Raw genomic sequence first — 15749 nt, 5'->3', positions numbered from 1 at the left:
CTCAGCGCGGCATCCTCCCGGAAAGCTCCCGGGCGGCCGCGCGCAGCGCGTCCTCCGCGAAGGCCTCGTAAGAGCCCGGGAGCGGCGCTACCCGAAGGTCGCCCACCCCCGCCCGCTCCGCCAGGACCAGCACGGTGGCGACGAAGCCCTCCGAGAGGGCGCGGATGACGGCGTGGCCGGCGTGGCCGTGGCGGGCCACGAGGGCTTCGGTGAAGACGCAGAGAGCGGCCGGGTCGATCTGGCACTCGTCCATCTCCATCGGGCCGATGCCCGACGGGAGGCCGAGTTCCGCCTCGAAGAGGGCCACTTGGCGGTGGAAGAGCCGGGCGGCGCCGTTGGAGGGGTTCCAGAGGGTCTCCTCCCCGACGTCGTAGTACTGGCTCACCGGCCGCCGCCGGCCGCCCCGGTCCCCGCGGCCGTCGCGCGCGCGTACAGCTCCGCCGCGTAGCCGGTCAGGATCGTGCTCGTCGAGACGTCGTCCGTGTCCCCGCCGGTCAGGATGCCGATGATCTTCCCGTCGGCGGCGATCCACGCGCTGCCGCTCGTGCCCCCGGGGAAGTCCGCGCAGTCGAAGCGCTGTTCCGTGGCGCTGAGCCGCACCGCGCGGGACAGGCAGGTGCGCGGGACCTTGCGGTCCGACGGGTAGCCCGTCACCGTGACCTGCTCGTCCGTGCGGCCCGTGGTGTCCAGGACGGCGGCGCCGGTGACGTCCTCGATGTTGCGGCCCGAGGCGTCGGGGGCGAGGCGGGCGAAGGCCAGGTCGTAGTCGTCGTTCGTCCCGTCCGACCACCGCGGGTCCTCGAAGACCTCCGCGAGCTTCCAGGTGCCGTACGGGGCCCGCCCGTCCGCGTACGCGGGTGCGAAGGAGGCTCCACCCTCCCCGGCCCGGCCGGCGCGCAGGCAGTGGCCGGCGGTGACGATCAGGTTCCGCCCGGGGCTGTGCACGACGGTCGCCGTACAGAAGTGGTCGCCCGTCACATCGCCCTCGAACAGCGCCCCGGCGAAGGCGGTGGGCCCGCCCTTCGCGGAGGGCGAAGCCGGCGCGCCGGGGGTCTGAGCGGCGGACGACCGAGACCCTTCCGGCGCCTGCGACTGCGAACGCGACTGTGCTTGCGATTGCGACGGAGTTGCAGTGGGCGATGCCCCACGAGGTCCCGCCTTCGCCTGCCCCGGGGCCTTGCCGTCGTCGGCCGGAACCACCTTCGTCATGGCAGCGGACGCACCCAGCGCCGCCATCACACACAGCACCGCTGTCACCACGGCCCGCTTGTCCATCACCGACAACCCTCCCCGATTTGCTCCGGCGAAGCATGCCTCGCGCGCAGCGACCCTCGCAAGGGGGACCCCCGCCCGCAGCCGTTGACAGCGCCCCGATCACCCTCCACACTCATCTGCATCCACTGGAAACAGTTTACGGAGGACACGAAAATGATCGCCGCCGCTGCCATCACCGTCCTGGCCACCCCCACGGCCGCCCTCCTCACCCTCCTCACCCACCGCGCCCTGCGCCGCGCGCAGGCCGCCAAGACCCTGCGGATCGACTCCCCGCACGGCATCGACGAGCAGGGCTTCGTCCGCATCGGCGGCATCGACCAGTGGATCTCGGTCCGCGGCGAGGACCGGACCAACCCGGTCCTCGTCGAGATCCACGGCGGCCCCGGCGCCGCCAACTCCGTCTACACGGCCCGCACCCGCAGTTGGGAGCGGCACTTCACGATCGTCCGCTGGGACATGCGCGGCGCCGGCAAGACCTTCGGACGCGGCGGCCCGGAGGGCCAGGGCGAGGCGACCTTCGAGCGGCTCTACGAGGACGCCCTGGAGGTCACCCGGTACGCCCGGGACCTGCTGCGCGCCGAGCGGGTGATCCTCCTGGCCAACTCCTACGGCAGCGTCTTCGGGCTGCGCCTGGCCCGCAACCACCCCGAGCTCTACTCCGCCTACGTGGGCACCGACCAGAACATCCACACCGGCGGCCGCGACACCTCCGCCCACGACGCCCTGCGGGAGCGGCTGCGCACCGCCGGGAAGGCGAAGCGGCTCGCCCAGGTCGAGGCGATCGGGGCCGACCCGCACGCGTGGACGCCGCAGCAGCGGGCGACGTACGCCAAACTCAGCGCGCAGAGCGACCCGTTGACGCTGGCCACGCTCAAGAAGGTGGTCATGTGCTCGATGTGGCTGTCACCGCTGCACTCGCTGCGCGATCTGCGGGACTACTTCCGGGGGCAGTCCTTCTCCGAGCGGATCACCGAAGGGACCGCGGGGCTCGACGACCGGGCGGACGGCACCCGCTTCGAGATCCCGTTCTTCCTCTTCCAGGGCGAGCACGACGTCCTCACCCCGACGGCCTCCGCCAAGGCCTTCTTCGACGAGGTCGAGGCCCCGGTGAAGCGGTTCGCCCTCATCGAGGACTGCAGCCACTTCGCCTCGTTCGCCCGCCCGGACCGCTTCCTGGAACTCCTCCAGACCCACGTCCGCCCGGTGGTCGCGGGCAAGCGCGGCGCGGACGCCTGACGGGGGGGGGGCGGTCCGCCCTCAGTCGGCCGTACCCCGGGGAACGACCCAGCGCATCGGCTGGCCCGTGACCTCGGCGATCATGTCGTAGTCGCCGTCGTAGTGCAGGACGGTGGCTCCGTGCCGTTCCGCGGTCGCCGCGATGATCAGGTCCGGAAGGGAGAGCGCCTTCCAGTTGCCCCCCCTCGATGAGCTTCCTCTGCACATCCAAAGCCCGGTCCCACGTCTCATCGGGAGTGGGGAGCCAGTCGAAGGCGCCCATGCCCTTGCGGACCCGGTCCGCATCGGCCTTCGAGCGGGCGCTGTACATGACCTCCAGCTCCACGGCGCCGCACACGGCGAGGACTCCCGCCACGTGGAGGGGGAAGACGACCTTGTGCACAGTCGGCTTGGGGTAGCGCGCCAGCGCGGACTTGTCGATCAGGAAGCGCTCGGTCATGCCGCCCTGTCCCTCACGTGCTCGGCATCCGCGAAGGTCTCCTCGGCTGGATCGACCGGGCCCGTCAGGTCGGGCAGCCCGCCCTCGGCGATCCAGTTCAGGAAGTCTTCCCGCTTGCGCCGGTTGACCACGTCCTGAAGGGCGGCGTTCACCGTCGCCACCTTCGTCTTCGTACCGAAGAGCTCGGCGGCCTCCGCCAGCAGGGCGTCATCGACGTCGATCACGGTTCTGGCCATCGTGAGCCTCCTCAGCGGGGGCCGCTCGCCCCCTGTCCACTTAAACGATATCAAGATCGACGTCAAGAGATATCGTTTCTGCGGGCATATTCACGCGGCGGCCCCGGGGGAACTCCCCCGGGGCCGTCGGCCACTGCCCGCTACGCCCCCGGCCAGAGGCCTTCCGGGGTCAGGCCCAGCAGGTCGATCGCGTTGCCGCGGACGATGCGGTCCACCACGTCCGGGGCCAGGTGGCCCATCTGGGCCTCGCCGACCTCGCGCGACTTGGGCCAGGTGGAGTCGGAGTGGGGGTAGTCCGTCTCGTAGAGGACGTTGGCGACGCCGATGGAGTCCAGGTTCTTCAGGCCGAAGGCGTCGTCGAAGAAGCAGCCGAAGACGTGCTCCGCGAAGAGCTCCGACGGCGGGCGCAGCACCTTGTCGGCGACGCCGCCCCAGCCGCGGTTCTCCTCCCAGACCACGTTCGCGCGCTCCAGGATGTACGGGATCCAGCCGATCTGGCCCTCCGCGTACATGATCTTGAGGTTCGGGAAGCGCTCGAACTTGCCGCTCATCAGCCAGTCCACCATCGAGAAGCAGCAGTTGGCGAAGGTGATGGTGGAGCCGACGGCCGGCGGGGCGTCCGCCGAGGTGGAGGGCATGCGCGAGGAGGAGCCGATGTGCATGGCGATGACCGTGCCGGTCTCGTTGCACGCCTCGAGGAAGGGGTCCCACTCGTCCGTGTGGATGGAGGGGAGCCCGAGGTGGGGCGGGATCTCCGAGAAGGCGACCGCGCGGACCCCGCGCGCGGCGTTGCGGCGGACCTCGGCGGCGGCCAGCCGGGCGTCCCAGAGCGGGATGAGGGTGAGCGGGATGAGGCGGCCGGCGGCGTCGGGGCCGCACCACTCCTCCACCATCCAGTCGTTGTACGCGCGCACGCCGAGCAGGCCGAGTTCGCGGTCCTTGGCCTCGGTGAAGGTCTGGCCGCAGAAGCGCGGGAAGGTCGGGAAGCAGAGGGCCGACTGGACGTGGTTGACGTCCATGTCGGCGAGCCGGTCGGGAACCGAGAAGGAGCCCGGGCGCATCTGCTCGTACGTGATGACTTCGAGCTTGATCTCGTCGCGGTCGTAGCCGACGGCCGTGTCGAGTCGGGTGAGGGGTCGATGCAGGTCCTCGTACACCCACCAGTCGCCTATCGGTCCGTCGTCGCCCTTGGCTCCCATCACGGGGGCGAACTTGCCTCCGAGGAAGGTCATTTCCTTCAGGGGGGCGCGGACGACGCGGGGGCCGACGTCGTGGTACTTGGACGGGAGCCGGTCCCGCCAGACGTTGGGGGGCTCAACCGTGTGGTCGTCCACCGAGATGATCTTCGGGAAGGTCTCCATGCCCTCACGGTAGCGTCAATCTGACGAACCGTCAGCTAGTTGAGCGCTGCCGGATACCGGATCCGCGGTGATCGGCCGCCTGATCCGTACGGACCGGGCGTCGGATCCGTAAGGACTGGGTCCGTTACGGACTGACGTGTACGCGCAACACAGGGCAGACTGACCCTTACACCTATGGAAGGCAGGGGGGAGACCAGATGGACGGCACACCGGCCATCCCGCACCAGCGGAACCACCCCGAGTCCGGTGACACCGCCATGGCCGCAGCCCCCGGACCCGGAGTCGACGCAGCGCCCGCCGCGGAAGCCAGAGCCGGCGAAGCCGTCAACGGGACCCCGACCCCCTCCTCCGCCGGAGGCAACCGGTTCGCCGTGCTCGGCCCCATCCGGGCCTGGCGCGGCGGCGAGGCCCTGAGCTCCGGGACCCCGCAGCAGCGAGCCCTGCTCGCCGTGCTCCTGCTCCGCGAGGGCCGCACCGCCACCGCGCCCGAGCTCATCGACGCCATCTGGGGCGAGGACCCGCCGCAGCAGGCCCTCGCGACCATCCGTACGTACGCCTCCCGCCTGCGCAAGATCCTCGAACCCGGGCTCCTCGTCAGCGAGTCCGGCGGCTACGCGATCCGCCTGCCCCACCCCGAGGCCCTCGACCTCGGCATCGCCCGGGCCCTCGCCGCCGACGCCGAGGCCGCGCGCGCCGGGAAGCCCAAGCCGCAGGGGCGGACGCAGGCCCGGGCGCAGGCACACGGCCGGGCACAAGTCCGGGCACACGGCCGGCCACACGACCCCGCGCAGGGCGACGACACCACCGGGAAGGGTGCCCCCGGTACCCCCGGCGCCCCCGCCGCCCCCGCGGACAAGGGCGACCGCGAGCTCGCCCGCACCCTGCTGGCCCGCGCCCTGGACGTCTGGGACGGCGAACCGCTGGCCGGCGTACCCGGGCCGCACGCCGACACCGAGCGCACCCGGCTCGCCGAATGGCGCCTCCAGCTCCTGGAGACCCGCCTCGACCTGGACCTGGAGCTCGGCCACCACGCCGAGGCCGTCTCCGAGCTCACCGCCCTCACCGCCGCCCACCCGCTGCGGGAGCGGCTGCGCGAGCTGCTGATGCTCGCCCTCTACCGCAGCGGCCGCCAGGCCGAGGCCCTCGCCGTCTACGCCGACACCCGCCGGCTCCTCGCCGACGAACTCGGCGTCGACCCGCGCCCCGAACTCTCCGAGCTCCAACAGCGCATCCTGCGGGCCGACTCCGAGCTGGCCCGCGCCGAGGACCCGGCACCGGCCGCCGCGCCCGTCCACGTGAGGCCCGCCCAATTGCCCGCCACCGTCTCCGACTTCACCGGCCGCTCCAGCTTCGTCCGGGACCTCGGGGAGATCCTCTCCGGCGCCGAGGGCCAGGTGATGGCGGTCTCCGCCCTCGCCGGCATCGGCGGCGTCGGCAAGACCACGCTCGCCGTGCACGTCGCGCACGCCGCCCGCCCGCACTTCCCCGACGGTCAGCTCTACGTGGACCTCCAGGGCACCGAGGCCCGCCCCGCCGAGCCCGAAGCCGTCCTCGGCTCCTTCCTGCGCGCCCTCGGAACACCCGACGCCTCGATCCCCGACTCCCCCGCCGAACGGGCCGCGCTCTACCGCTCCACCCTCGACGGGCGCCGCGTCCTGGTCCTCCTCGACAACGCCCGCGACGCGGCCCAGGTCCGCCCGCTGCTGCCGGGCACCGCGGGCTGCGCCGCCCTCGTCACCAGCCGGGTCCGGATGGCGGGCCTGGCCGGCGCGCACCTCGTCGACCTCGACGTGATGAGCCCCGAGGAGGCGCTCCAGCTGTTCACCCGGATCGTCGGGGCCGAGCGGGTCGGCGCCGAGCGCCAGGCCGCCCTCGACGTGGTCGGCGCCTGCGGTTTCCTGCCGCTCGCCATCCGCATCGCCGCCTCCCGGCTCGCCGCCCGCCGCACCTGGACCGTCTCCGTGCTCGCCGCGAAGCTCGCCGACGAGCGCCGCCGCCTGGACGAGCTCCAGGCCGGCGACCTCGCCGTCAAGGCCACCTTCGAGCTCGGGTACGGGCAGCTGGAGCCCGCGCAGCAGCGGGCGTTCCGGCTCCTGGGGCTCGCCGACGGGCCGGACATCTCCCTCGCGGCGGCAGCCGCCGTACTCGACCGGGCCGAGCACGACACCGAGGACCTGCTCGAAGCCTTAGTCGACTGCTCGCTCCTCGAATCGGCCGCGCCCGGCCGCTACCGCTTCCACGACCTCGTACGCCTCTACGCGCGTGCCTGCGCCGAGCGCGACGAGCAGCCGCCGAGCGCGCGCGACGCCGCCCTCGACCGGGTGCTGGACTTCTACCTGGCCACCGCCACCGGGGTGTACGGCCTGGAGCGGCCGGGCGACCGGCTCGTGGCCCACCTGTCGGCCACCCGCCACCCGGGGCTGGTCTTCACCGAGTCGCGCACCGCGCAGGACTGGCTCTACGCGGAGGCCGACCCGCTGCTCGCGTGCGTCCGGCAGGCCGCCGTGCGCAGCCCCGGCCGGGAGGACCTGCTGCGCCGGGCCGTCGACCTGCTGCTCGCCGCCAAGGACCTCGCGGAGTCGGGGGCCAACTCCAAGCAGTACGAGTCGGCCGCCACCGCCGTCCGGGACGCCGCGCACGCCGCGCAGGACCTGTACGCCGAGGGCCGGGCCCGCACCACGCTGACCAACACCCACCTGGTCGCGGGCCGGTTCGCCGAGGCCGATGACGAGGCCCGCCAGGCCACCGTGCTGGCCCGCGCCGCCGGAGACCCGCTGTCCAGCTGCTGGGCACCGAACGACCGCGGCATCGCGGCCATTTACGAGGGACGCTACGAGGACGGCGAACGGTACCTCCTGGAGGCGATCGACAACTTCCGGGCCGACTCCAACCACGTGGGCGAGGCGAGCGCCCTGTGCAACCTGTCCCGCATCCACGTGGAGCAGGGCCGGCTGGGCAGTGCCATAGAGCTCGCGCAGCAGGGCATCGACATCTACGACCGGATGGGGCTCACCCTGCGCCTGGCCAACGGCCGCTACGCGCTGGGCATCGCCCTCACCCAGGCCGACCGGCTCTCCGAGGCGCACTCCCAGCTCAGCAAGGCGCTCTCGTTGTTCCACGAGAACCGGCAGCCGCTGTGGGAGGGAGTGACGCACTTCCGGCTCGCCAAGGTCCACTTGGCCGCGCGCCGCCCGACGCTGGCCGCCTCGCACGCCGAACAGGCCATCGCGCTGCGCGGCATCGGCGGCGAGTGGCGCCGCGCCACCGTGCTGACCGTACTGGGCCGGGCGCTGCGCCAGTTGGGGCAGCGGGACCGGGCGCGGGTGTGCTGGCGGGACGCCGAGGTGGTGTTCACGCAGCTGGGCTCGCCGGAGCTGGACGAGGTACGGGCGCTGCTGGCGGCGGAGATCGCCGCGTAGGGCTCCTCATCAGCTGAACGGCACGTTCATCGTTCGTTTATCGCCACCGGCCAGGATGGTGTTCATCGACTCGGCGTGTCGGGGGGCAGACCGGGTCGGCTGGAGACACCCGTTCGGCGGTCCGCGGGGGAATCGCCGAACGGGCCCGACCCACCCATCAGGAGATCCGATGACGACGAACGACAACACCCTGCCGACCGCCGCCGACCTCGCGTCGCTCGACGACCCGGCCGTCCCGGCCACGGCGCCCAAGCCGGCCGACAACCTCACCTCGGGCACGCCGGCCAAGCCGCTCGACAACCACGTCTCCGACGAGGACATCGTGACGCTGGACAACCACGTGTCCGGGCCGCCGCGCCCGTAAGCCGGACCACTGAGACGCGTACGACCCGGACCGGGGGGGGCCGGGGGGCCAGGGGCCCGGGTCGTACGGCACGACGTACCACGGGGGGACCGGGGGTCGCGGGGGGACCACCGGAGGTGCACGGGGGAACGGCGGCCGCGGTGGCCAGGAGGGGGACCACCGCGGCCGCCGTACGTGCATGTGGGGGCGGCGGGTCGGCGGGACGCCTCACCCGCCGAGCTGAAGCCGCCGCTGTACGCCCCGCGCGGCTTCCAGCAGCGCCGGCGCGAACCGCTCCAGTTCCGCCCGCGTGGTCAGGAAGGCGGAGGCGGTCAGACCGACCCCGCCCACCGGCACGCCCGCCCGGTCGAAGACGGGCACGCCCAGGCAGCGGACCGAGGGCTCGTGCTCCTCGTCGTCGACGGCGTAGCCGCGCTCCCGGACCGTGCGCAGTTCGTCCGCGAGGCCCTCCCGGTCGGTGAGGGTCCGCCGGGTCAGGGCCGGCATCCCGGTGGCGCGCAGGATGCCCTCGGTCTCCTCGGGCGGCAGGTGCGCGAGGACGGCCTTGCCCATCGCGGTGGCGTGCAGGGGGATGCGCAGGCCGACGCGCGAAGAGGTCGGGTGGGACCGGACGGCGCCCTCGATCTTGCGGATGTACGTGAGCGCGTTGCCGCCGCGCAGGGCCAGGTGGACGGTCTGGCCGGTGCACTTCTGGAGGAATTCGAGCAGCTCGACGATGCCCTCGGGCCGGTCGGCGCCGATCTCGGCGGCGAGGGTGCGCAGCCGCAGGCCGACGCCGTAGCTGCCCTCCCCGTCGGTGACGGCGTAGCCCTGCTCGACGAGGGAGACCAGGATCCGGTACGTGCTGGACTTGGGGACCCCGGCGGCGGCCGACAGTTCCGCGAGCCGGTGCGGGCCGCCGAACGCGGTCAGCGCCTCCGTGATCCGCAGGGTCTTCTCCAGGGCGCTGCCGCTCGTGGAGCTCCGGCCCACGCGCTGGCCCGGCACCTCACTTCGTATGGCATTGACCACGGAATCCCCAAGGGTTGGCAAAACACATCGCTTCACCCTACGTCACGCGATGCCCGTTTTGCCCGGGGCCGAAGGGCCCGAAATGCCGGGCGCCCGCGCCCGCGCTGACTAGGCTGACCGTGTGTTCACCTCCCAGGGCCCGACCCTCCGCGAACTTGCCGTACAGGGCATGTCCTCCATCGAGCGGGGCTACGACCTGCTGGCCCCGAAGTTCGACCAGACCCCTTTCCGCACCCCCGACCGGATGCTCGACGCGGTGGAGGAGACGCTCGCCCGCCACGAGGCCCCCTTCGATGCCGGGCTCGACGTGTGCTGCGGTACGGGCGCGGGCCTCGGCATGCTGCGCCGGCTGTGCACGGGGCGGGTGACCGGGGTCGACCTGAGCTCGGGCATGCTCGCCGAGGCCGGGCTCGCCCACCCCGAGGCGGACCTGCTGCGGGCCGACGCGCGGCACCTTCCCGCCGCGCTCGAGGACTCGTACGACCTGGCGGTCAGCTTCGGCGCCTTCGGCCACTTCCTCCCGGAGGAGCGGCCCGCGGTCTTCTCCGGGGTCCACGCGGCCCTGCGCCCCGGCGGGGTGTTCGCCTTCCCGATCGGGGCTCCGATCCCGCCGAGCCGCCCGGCGTGGTGGGTCGTGTCCGGCTTCGACGCGGCGATGCGCGTGCGCAATGCCGTCTGGCGCCCGCCGTTCGTCATGTACTACCGCACCTTCCCGCTGGGCGGAGTCCGTACGGACCTGCGCGCGGCCGGCTTCACGGTGGAGACGCTCCCCCTGGACCACTTCGGCCGCCGGCCGGACGGGACGCCGAGGTGGCGGCTGGTGCTGGCGCGCAAGGAGGGCTGAGCCCCAGGGCCCCCTCTCCTACTTCTCCGGCAGGCGGCCGATGTCGGAGACCGGGCCGAGGTGGCCGAGCTTGTCGGGGTTGGACACGGTGTGGACCGCCCGGACCACGCCGTCGGCGATGTCGAGCTCGACCACGCTGGCCACCCGCCCCTCGGCGTCGACGATCAGTGCGCCCGGCCGGCCGTTGATCAGGGCCGGGCGCAGCGAGGCGCCGAGGGAGCGCAGCCGGCGGAGTCCGCCGATGAGCAGCTGTCCGACGCGGTGCGGCTCGGTCACCGACTTCGCGACCGCCCGCGCCTTGCCGCCGCCGTCCCCGTGGTAGACGACGTCGGGCGCGAGCATGTCGAGCAGTGCGTCCATCTCGCCGCCCGCCGCGGCCTCGAAGAACGTACGGGCCAGCTCCTCGCCCTCCGCACGCCGGGCCGGGGGCGGCGGACCGTCGGCGGCGGGCCCCGCTCCATCCGCCCACCCTCCGGCGGCGATGCGCTTCCTGGCGCGGGCGAAGATCTGGCGGCAGTTCGCCTCGGACTTGCCGGTGCTCCGGGCCACCTGCGGGTACTCGTACCCGAACACCTCGCGGAGCATGAACACCGCGCGCTCCACCGGGGACAGGGCCTCCAGCAGGACGAGGAACGCCATCGACAGGGAGTCGGCCAGCTCGGCGTGCTCGACCGGCCCCGGCCGTTCGCCGGACACCACGACGGGCTCGGGCAGCCACTCCCCCACGTACGTCTCCCGCCGCACGCGCGCCGAGCTCAGGTGGTTGATCCCGAGCCGCGTCACCGACGTGGTCAGGTACGCCTTCGGCGCCGCTATCTCGGTCCCGGCCCGATGGGCCTTGGTGAGCCCGAGGAACGCGTCCTGGACGATGTCCTCCGCGTCACCCACCGACCCGGTCATCCCGTAGGCGATGGAGAACAGCAGCGGCCGGTACACCACGGCGTCCGCCACGCCCGTCGATCCCTGCGCCGTTGATCCCTGCGCCGTTGATCCCTGCACGAAACCCTCCCCCGATTCGCTGCGCGCCGTCCGGCAGGTTATCGGAGGGCATCCACCTTATCGATCATGAAATGCATCAGTGACCCAGGTCACATCCACCATCTGTCACAGGGCGCGGGGGCGCCGTGTCTTAGAGGGAGAACACCAAGACACACACCGAACGCTCCATCACAGCAAAGGAATCCGCCATGACCGCTCGCCTGAACCTCTTCGCCGACCCGGTCGCCGTCAAGGCGTGGAAGCACATCATCGCCGCGAGCAAGGCGCTCGGGGACTCGACCCTGCCGGCCTCGACCCGCGAACTGGTGATGCTCCGTGCCAGCCAGATCAACGGCTGCGCCGGATGCATCGACATGCACACCAAGGACGCGGCGGCGGCCGGGGAGACCGCGGTGCGCCTCAACCTGGTCGCGGCCTGGCGCGAGGCCACCGTGTACACCGACGCCGAGCGCGCGGCCCTGCTCCTGACCGAGGAGGCCACCCGCATCGCGGACGCGGCCGGCGGGGTCAGCGACGAGGTCTGGGCGAACGCCGCCAAGCACTTCGACGACGAGCAGCTGGCCGCCCTGGTCACCCAGATCGCGCTGATCAACGCCTTCAACCGCGGCAACGTCATGGTCCAGACCCCGGCGGGCGACTACCAGCCCGGCCAGCTCCAGCACTGACCCCACGCGCAGCACGGCTCCGGCCCCCACGCCGGAGCCGGCGCCCGGCCCCCTCCCCGCCCCTCCCCCTCCAAGGACCGAGGAGTACCCCCCATGAACATCGCGCTGTGGATCGTCACCGGACTGCTAGCCGTCGCCTACCTGCTCGGCGGCGCCTTCAAGGTGTTCACGCCGAAGGAGAAGATCGCCGCCAGCGGCGCCAGCGCGAAGTGGGTCGAGGACTTCGGCGCCGGTGCGGTGAAGGCGATAGGCGCCGTGGAGATGCTGGCCGCGGCAGGCCTGATCCTCCCGGCCGTCCTGCACACCGCCCCGGTCCTGGTCCCCCTGGCCGCGGTCGGCCTGGTCCTCCTCATGCTGGGCGCCACCCTCACCCGCTACCGCCGCCACGAGCCCGCATACATGGCGGTGGACCTGGCCTACGTCCTCCTGGCCGCCTTCGTAGCCTGGGGCCGCTTCGTCCCGGAGCCCTTCACGGGCTGACCCCGGTTCCGGCTCGCCGAGTTGGGTACACGTCGAGGAGTTGTGGGGTCGGGGACGCGACATTCGGGAGGTGGGCCGCGATGCCCAGGCGTGACTACGAGGACGACCCGCAAGCCCCCAAGGCGAACAGCCTCGTACCGGCCGCATCTGCCGTGGTCGTGGACGAGGCCGGACGGGTCCTCCTGCAGCGCCGGACCGACAACGGGATGTGGGCGCTGCCCGGCGGGAAGATGGAGGTGGGTGAGTCCCTCGGGGAGTGTGCCGTCCGGGAGACGTTCGAGGAGACGGGCGTGACGGTCGAGATCACCGGGATCGTCGGGACGTACAGCAACCCCGGCCACGTCTTCTCCTACGACGACGGCGAGGTGCGGCAGGAGTTCTCGATCTGTCTCCTCGCCCGGCCCATTGGCGGCACTCTGCGCGTGTCGGACGAGTCGACCGAGGTCGCGTGGTTCGCGCCGGAAGCCGTGGACGGCCTTCCGATGGTGCCGAGCATCCGCAAGCGCATCGACGACTGGCGGGCCGGGCGCGGGCCTGTCGTTCGGTGACTCCGGCGAGGTGGCTCAGCGGACCCTGGGCAGGCCGAAGGCGGACATCTGCTTCTCCTCGTAGGAGAGGAATCCGAGGGAGCGGTAGAAGGCGTGATTGCGGCGGCCTTCGGGGGTCGACTCGTGGTCGGTCGAGAGGAGGAAGAAGCGGCAGTGCGCGTACCGCTGCTTCAGGTGCTCCAACAGCCGCCGGCCTATACCTTGCCGATGGAACTTGGGGTTGACGAGCAAGTCCTGGACGTAGCAGACGCTTTCGTCGTCGGAAATCGTTCTGGCCAGTCCGAGGAGCGTGCCCGACTCGTCCCTCGCGGTGATCACCAAGTGCGAGTTCGCCAGACCGCGGCAGAGCTTGTCGACGTCGCTGGTGTAACCCGCCCAGTCGACCGAGTCGTAGAGCTCGAACATCTCCTGCGGGTCGAATGCGGACTCTTCTCCAATGGTCACCATGGGTTCACCCTATTTGAACGCGGGTGCGGGAGCGGATGATCACCGGGTCGCGGCCGGGCGCGTCCCGGTGGGGCGCGATGCTTCTTTTGGCTTGAGTACCTGGGGAAAGACCTCTTTCCAAACCCCACCAGCCTCCCGCTGCGCAGGCACTCACTCACACGGGTGAATCGGCCAACTGGGTTGGATTTCACCGTGGTTGTCTGGCATATGCTCGGCCCGACGACTTGGACATGAGACGGCCCCCGCCGGGACTACGAATCCCGATCGAGGGCCTGACCAACGAGGAAGTAGACGCTTCCCTATGGCTTCGGTGCACTTTACCGCGCCCTCGCGCGCGGCATACGGCGTTCGGCACTCCAACATCCGGCTCACCGGCCGGTTCACCGTCGTGAGCAACGATCTCATTCAGCATCCCGAAATGTCCTTCATCGCACGGATGTTGGGGATTTTCATCCAGTCGATGCCCCCCGGGACTCCCATCGGCATCAAGGACCTGGCCAAACGGCTTTCGATCGGGGAGATCTCGATCGGCAAGGCACTTCGGGAACTGGTGCGGTTCGGGTACCTGGAGCGGTCCTTGGAGAGCCTGCCGGGTGGGCGGATCGCCACCCGTACGGTGTCCTTCAACCATCCCCGGGCCGCCGCCATGGCGCGTTGCCGTACCGATCGCGCCCCTGCTGCTCAGTCCGTACCGGCGGTTCCCTCGGATGAGGCGCCTCCTGTCCCTCAGGCCAGTGATCCGGTCGAGCCGGCGCCCGTCGCGGCACCGCCGGAGGCAGTACCGGAACCGGAACCGGACCACGAGCCCGAGGCGGCCCCCGTACCCACCAGTGGGCTGCCCCGGCCCCGGGACCCCGACGACCCCGGGCGGCGGCGGCTCGCCCGTGACGTGCTCGCGGAGTTGCGGCGGGTCGATCCGCGGCTGTTGCTCGGGGAGCGGGACATCCGGTACCTCGCGGGTGGGGTCGAAGCCTGGCTGGAGCGCGGGGCGGGGGTGCAGGCGCTGGTCGGCGCGTTGTCCGCCCGGCTGCCGGAAGGGCTGCGCAATCCGGCCGGGCTGATCGCCCATCGGCTCACGGCCCAGTTGCCACCGCCACTGGCGCCGCTGCCCCGCGCGCCCGCCTTCGTGGCTCCGGATCCCTTCGTGATCTGCCCGGAGTGCGAGCGCGCCTTCCGCTGCCCGACGCCCGGCAAGTGCAAGGGCTGTAGCTCCCCTTCCGGCCCGGAGAGAGGCTGAGGTCGGGATCGGACCGGGGCCCGTGTGCCTGGTCGGAGGGGGTGGGTTGAGATACTCCGGCCATGGATGCCAGGGGGATGAGCGGTACGCGGGTGGACACGGCGGGCTGGGTGCTGCGTTCCGCGGTGACGGCGGACGTCGAGACGATCGCGGAGTTGCGGGCCACGGTCATGCGGGAGGATCTGGAACGTCTCGGGCGCTACGACGAGCACCGGGTGCGGCAGCGGCTGCGGGATTCCTTCTCCCTGCAGCACACGTCGGTCATCGAGATCGACGGCGCAACGGCAGGGTGCGTCACGGTCCGGCCCGCCGAAGGAAGGCAGTGGCTGGAGCACTTCTACCTGGCTCCGCACTGTCAGGGACGGGGGCTCGGCTCCGCCGTGTTGCGCACGGTGCTGGAGCGGACGGACGCTCGGGGCCTGACCGTGGGCCTGAACGTCCTGCAAGGCAGTGCTGCCCGTCGGCTCTACGAGCGTCACGGATTCGTCGTGGAAGCCCAGGACCCGATCGACGTCTTCATGGTCCGCCCGCCGGGGGCGAGCGCGGCTGCTGCCCCCGCCTGACCTGCGGCGATGCGCGGCCTCGGCCCGGTTCGCGACGTCCTCGCGCGCGAACCGAGCCGTCAGGGCACGCGCGTCAGCGCTCCAGGTCGATCGTGAAGCGCCTCTCGCCCGGAGCGGTCGTCTCGGCGTGGATCGAGCCGCGGGCACGGTCGTACTTCCCGGTGCCGCCGGTGATCGCGTTGTCGAAAGCGGGGGGAGGGCCCGGGACGAGGTGGCCGAAGACCATTCCCTGTGCGGTGATCTGGCCGCCCGGGAGGGTGTAGGTCACGGCGCACGTCTCCGCTCCGCCGTTGTCGACCCGGGTGGTCGTGCAGGTGCCGCCGGTCTCGCCGACCTGCTGGCCGTCCTTGCCGAAGAGGATCGAGCGGAAGACGGTCCGGTCGCCCTGGGCCGCGGCGCCACCCGGGTTGACGGGGAAGCGCGACTGCTCCGCGAGCCTGCCGGTCAGGGTGATGACCTGGCCCTTGCCCTTGCCCTTGTCGCCGGCGGAATCGGCGTCCGTCGCGACGGCGGACACGATGGGGGCGCAGGCGAGCAGGGCAACCAGGGCAGTGGCCGTGCCGAGACAGGCCGCTCTGATGGGGCGCATCGTGTGGCTCCAGAGGTTGAGACTCACGGATGGTCA

17 protein-coding genes and 1 pseudogene are annotated in these 15749 nt (G+C 71.9%); 9 read left to right on the top strand and 9 right to left on the bottom strand.

Features of this window, described 5'->3' with window-relative positions; genetic code table 11:
• Position 1 precedes the first annotated feature (1 nt).
• Positions 2-385, bottom strand: coding sequence for a DUF6086 family protein (locus ACE1OC_RS23630; RefSeq protein WP_407838683.1), 384 nt, complete (start codon positions 383-385; stop codon positions 2-4).
• On the bottom strand, positions 382-945 hold the full coding sequence (locus ACE1OC_RS23625) for a trypsin-like serine peptidase (protein ID WP_407838682.1): 564 nt from the start codon (positions 943-945) through the stop codon (positions 382-384). Before ACE1OC_RS23625 ends, ACE1OC_RS23630 begins: the two co-directional genes overlap by 4 nt.
• A 483-nt stretch (positions 946-1428) precedes the next feature.
• On the opposite strand from ACE1OC_RS23625, the gene ACE1OC_RS23620 reads away from it, so the two are divergent.
• A complete protein-coding gene (locus tag ACE1OC_RS23620; RefSeq protein WP_407838681.1) occupies positions 1429-2511 on the top strand; it encodes an alpha/beta fold hydrolase in 1083 nt (360 codons plus the stop codon).
• 21 nt (positions 2512-2532) lie between these two features.
• Here the strand turns inward: ACE1OC_RS23620 and ACE1OC_RS23615 are convergent.
• From ACE1OC_RS23615 to ACE1OC_RS23605, 3 genes and pseudogenes are all read right to left on the bottom strand, one after another.
• A pseudogene (locus tag ACE1OC_RS23615) lies at positions 2533-2950 on the bottom strand (PIN domain nuclease).
• Complete coding sequence (locus ACE1OC_RS23610) at positions 2947-3186, bottom strand: type II toxin-antitoxin system VapB family antitoxin (RefSeq protein WP_407838680.1); 240 nt, start codon at positions 3184-3186, stop codon at positions 2947-2949. Before ACE1OC_RS23610 ends, ACE1OC_RS23615 begins: the two are co-directional and overlap by 4 nt.
• A gap of 140 nt (positions 3187-3326) precedes the next feature.
• The gene (locus ACE1OC_RS23605; protein WP_274548121.1) at positions 3327-4547 is read right to left on the bottom strand and encodes an amidohydrolase family protein; all 1221 of its coding nucleotides are present in this window, start codon (positions 4545-4547) and stop codon (positions 3327-3329) included.
• 197 nt (positions 4548-4744) lie between these two features.
• Here ACE1OC_RS23605 and ACE1OC_RS23600 point away from each other — a divergent pair, with 197 nt between their 5' ends.
• Together ACE1OC_RS23600 and ACE1OC_RS23595 are read left to right on the top strand one after the other, a co-directional pair.
• Positions 4745-7966 (top strand): AfsR/SARP family transcriptional regulator, encoded by a 3222-nt coding sequence (locus ACE1OC_RS23600; protein ID WP_407838679.1) that lies wholly within the window; start codon positions 4745-4747, stop codon positions 7964-7966.
• 169 nt (positions 7967-8135) lie between these two features.
• A complete protein-coding gene (locus ACE1OC_RS23595) occupies positions 8136-8330 on the top strand; it encodes a hypothetical protein (RefSeq protein ID WP_274548123.1) in 195 nt (64 codons plus the stop codon).
• A 207-nt stretch (positions 8331-8537) separates the two neighbouring features.
• Here the strand turns inward: ACE1OC_RS23595 and ACE1OC_RS23590 are convergent, their stop codons facing one another.
• Positions 8538-9317, bottom strand: a complete 780-nt coding sequence (locus tag ACE1OC_RS23590; protein WP_407838678.1) for an IclR family transcriptional regulator — start codon at positions 9315-9317, stop codon at positions 8538-8540.
• Between the two features lie 145 nt (positions 9318-9462).
• Here ACE1OC_RS23590 and ACE1OC_RS23585 point away from each other — a divergent pair, with 145 nt between their 5' ends.
• Positions 9463-10185 (top strand): class I SAM-dependent methyltransferase, encoded by a 723-nt coding sequence (locus ACE1OC_RS23585; RefSeq protein ID WP_407838677.1) that lies wholly within the window; start codon positions 9463-9465, stop codon positions 10183-10185.
• Positions 10186-10203: 18 nt separating this feature from the next.
• Here the strand turns inward: ACE1OC_RS23585 and sigJ are convergent, their stop codons facing one another.
• A complete protein-coding gene (gene sigJ / locus ACE1OC_RS23580; RefSeq protein ID WP_407838676.1) occupies positions 10204-11136 on the bottom strand; it encodes an RNA polymerase sigma factor SigJ in 933 nt (310 codons plus the stop codon).
• Positions 11137-11372: 236 nt separating this feature from the next.
• On the opposite strand from sigJ, the gene ACE1OC_RS23575 reads away from it, so the two are divergent.
• The 3 genes from ACE1OC_RS23575 (at position 11373) to ACE1OC_RS23565 (ending at position 12877) form a co-directional block, all read left to right on the top strand.
• Positions 11373-11849 carry a carboxymuconolactone decarboxylase family protein gene (locus ACE1OC_RS23575; protein ID WP_250742663.1) on the top strand — a complete coding sequence of 159 codons (477 nt, stop codon included), beginning with the start codon at positions 11373-11375 and terminating at the stop codon, positions 11847-11849.
• A 93-nt stretch (positions 11850-11942) separates the two neighbouring features.
• A complete protein-coding gene (locus ACE1OC_RS23570) occupies positions 11943-12329 on the top strand; it encodes a DoxX family protein (RefSeq protein ID WP_351376417.1) in 387 nt (128 codons plus the stop codon).
• A gap of 80 nt (positions 12330-12409) precedes the next feature.
• Positions 12410-12877, top strand: a complete 468-nt coding sequence (locus ACE1OC_RS23565) for an NUDIX domain-containing protein (protein WP_407838675.1) — start codon at positions 12410-12412, stop codon at positions 12875-12877.
• 15 nt (positions 12878-12892) lie between these two features.
• Here ACE1OC_RS23565 and ACE1OC_RS23560 read toward each other — a convergent pair whose 3' ends face one another.
• The gene (locus ACE1OC_RS23560) at positions 12893-13324 is read right to left on the bottom strand and encodes a GNAT family N-acetyltransferase (RefSeq protein ID WP_407838674.1); all 432 of its coding nucleotides are present in this window, start codon (positions 13322-13324) and stop codon (positions 12893-12895) included.
• 418 nt (positions 13325-13742) lie between these two features.
• On the opposite strand from ACE1OC_RS23560, the gene ACE1OC_RS23555 reads away from it, so the two are divergent.
• The gene (locus tag ACE1OC_RS23555; protein WP_407838673.1) at positions 13743-14561 is read left to right on the top strand and encodes a helix-turn-helix domain-containing protein; all 819 of its coding nucleotides are present in this window, start codon (positions 13743-13745) and stop codon (positions 14559-14561) included.
• A 77-nt stretch (positions 14562-14638) separates the two neighbouring features.
• Positions 14639-15124, top strand: coding sequence for a GNAT family N-acetyltransferase (locus tag ACE1OC_RS23550; RefSeq protein ID WP_407838672.1), 486 nt, complete (start codon positions 14639-14641; stop codon positions 15122-15124).
• Positions 15125-15197: 73 nt separating this feature from the next.
• Here ACE1OC_RS23550 and ACE1OC_RS23545 read toward each other — a convergent pair whose 3' ends face one another.
• Complete coding sequence (locus ACE1OC_RS23545; protein ID WP_407838671.1) at positions 15198-15713, bottom strand: allene oxide cyclase barrel-like domain-containing protein; 516 nt, start codon at positions 15711-15713, stop codon at positions 15198-15200.
• Between the last annotated feature and the right edge of the window lie 36 nt (positions 15714-15749).

Source organism: Streptomyces stoeckheimensis (genome assembly GCF_045822005.1).
GTDB classification, from domain to species: Bacteria; Actinomycetota; Actinomycetes; order Streptomycetales; family Streptomycetaceae; genus Streptomyces; species Streptomyces stoeckheimensis.
Note: the sequence above shows the minus strand (reverse complement) of the source record. Positions and strands in the feature narration are given on the sequence as shown.

Excerpts from the sequence above, each read along its gene's own strand:
- ACE1OC_RS23565 (WP_407838675.1), top strand. The coding sequence starts at position 12,410 with ATGCCCAGGCGTGACTACGAGGACGACCCGCAAGCCCCCAAGGCGAAC.
- ACE1OC_RS23605 (WP_274548121.1), bottom strand. The coding sequence starts at position 4,547 with ATGGAGACCTTCCCGAAGATCATCTCGGTGGACGACCACACGGTTGAG.
- ACE1OC_RS23570 (WP_351376417.1), top strand. The coding sequence starts at position 11,943 with ATGAACATCGCGCTGTGGATCGTCACCGGACTGCTAGCCGTCGCCTAC.
- ACE1OC_RS23545 (WP_407838671.1), bottom strand. The coding sequence starts at position 15,713 with ATGCGCCCCATCAGAGCGGCCTGTCTCGGCACGGCCACTGCCCTGGTT.
- ACE1OC_RS23600 (WP_407838679.1), top strand. The coding sequence starts at position 4,745 with ATGGACGGCACACCGGCCATCCCGCACCAGCGGAACCACCCCGAGTCC.
- ACE1OC_RS23560 (WP_407838674.1), bottom strand. The coding sequence starts at position 13,324 with ATGGTGACCATTGGAGAAGAGTCCGCATTCGACCCGCAGGAGATGTTC.
- ACE1OC_RS23555 (WP_407838673.1), top strand. The coding sequence starts at position 13,743 with ATGTCCTTCATCGCACGGATGTTGGGGATTTTCATCCAGTCGATGCCC.
- ACE1OC_RS23550 (WP_407838672.1), top strand. The coding sequence starts at position 14,639 with ATGAGCGGTACGCGGGTGGACACGGCGGGCTGGGTGCTGCGTTCCGCG.
- ACE1OC_RS23595 (WP_274548123.1), top strand. The coding sequence starts at position 8,136 with ATGACGACGAACGACAACACCCTGCCGACCGCCGCCGACCTCGCGTCG.
- ACE1OC_RS23575 (WP_250742663.1), top strand. The coding sequence starts at position 11,373 with ATGACCGCTCGCCTGAACCTCTTCGCCGACCCGGTCGCCGTCAAGGCG.
- ACE1OC_RS23610 (WP_407838680.1), bottom strand. The coding sequence starts at position 3,186 with ATGGCCAGAACCGTGATCGACGTCGATGACGCCCTGCTGGCGGAGGCC.
- ACE1OC_RS23620 (WP_407838681.1), top strand. The coding sequence starts at position 1,429 with ATGATCGCCGCCGCTGCCATCACCGTCCTGGCCACCCCCACGGCCGCC.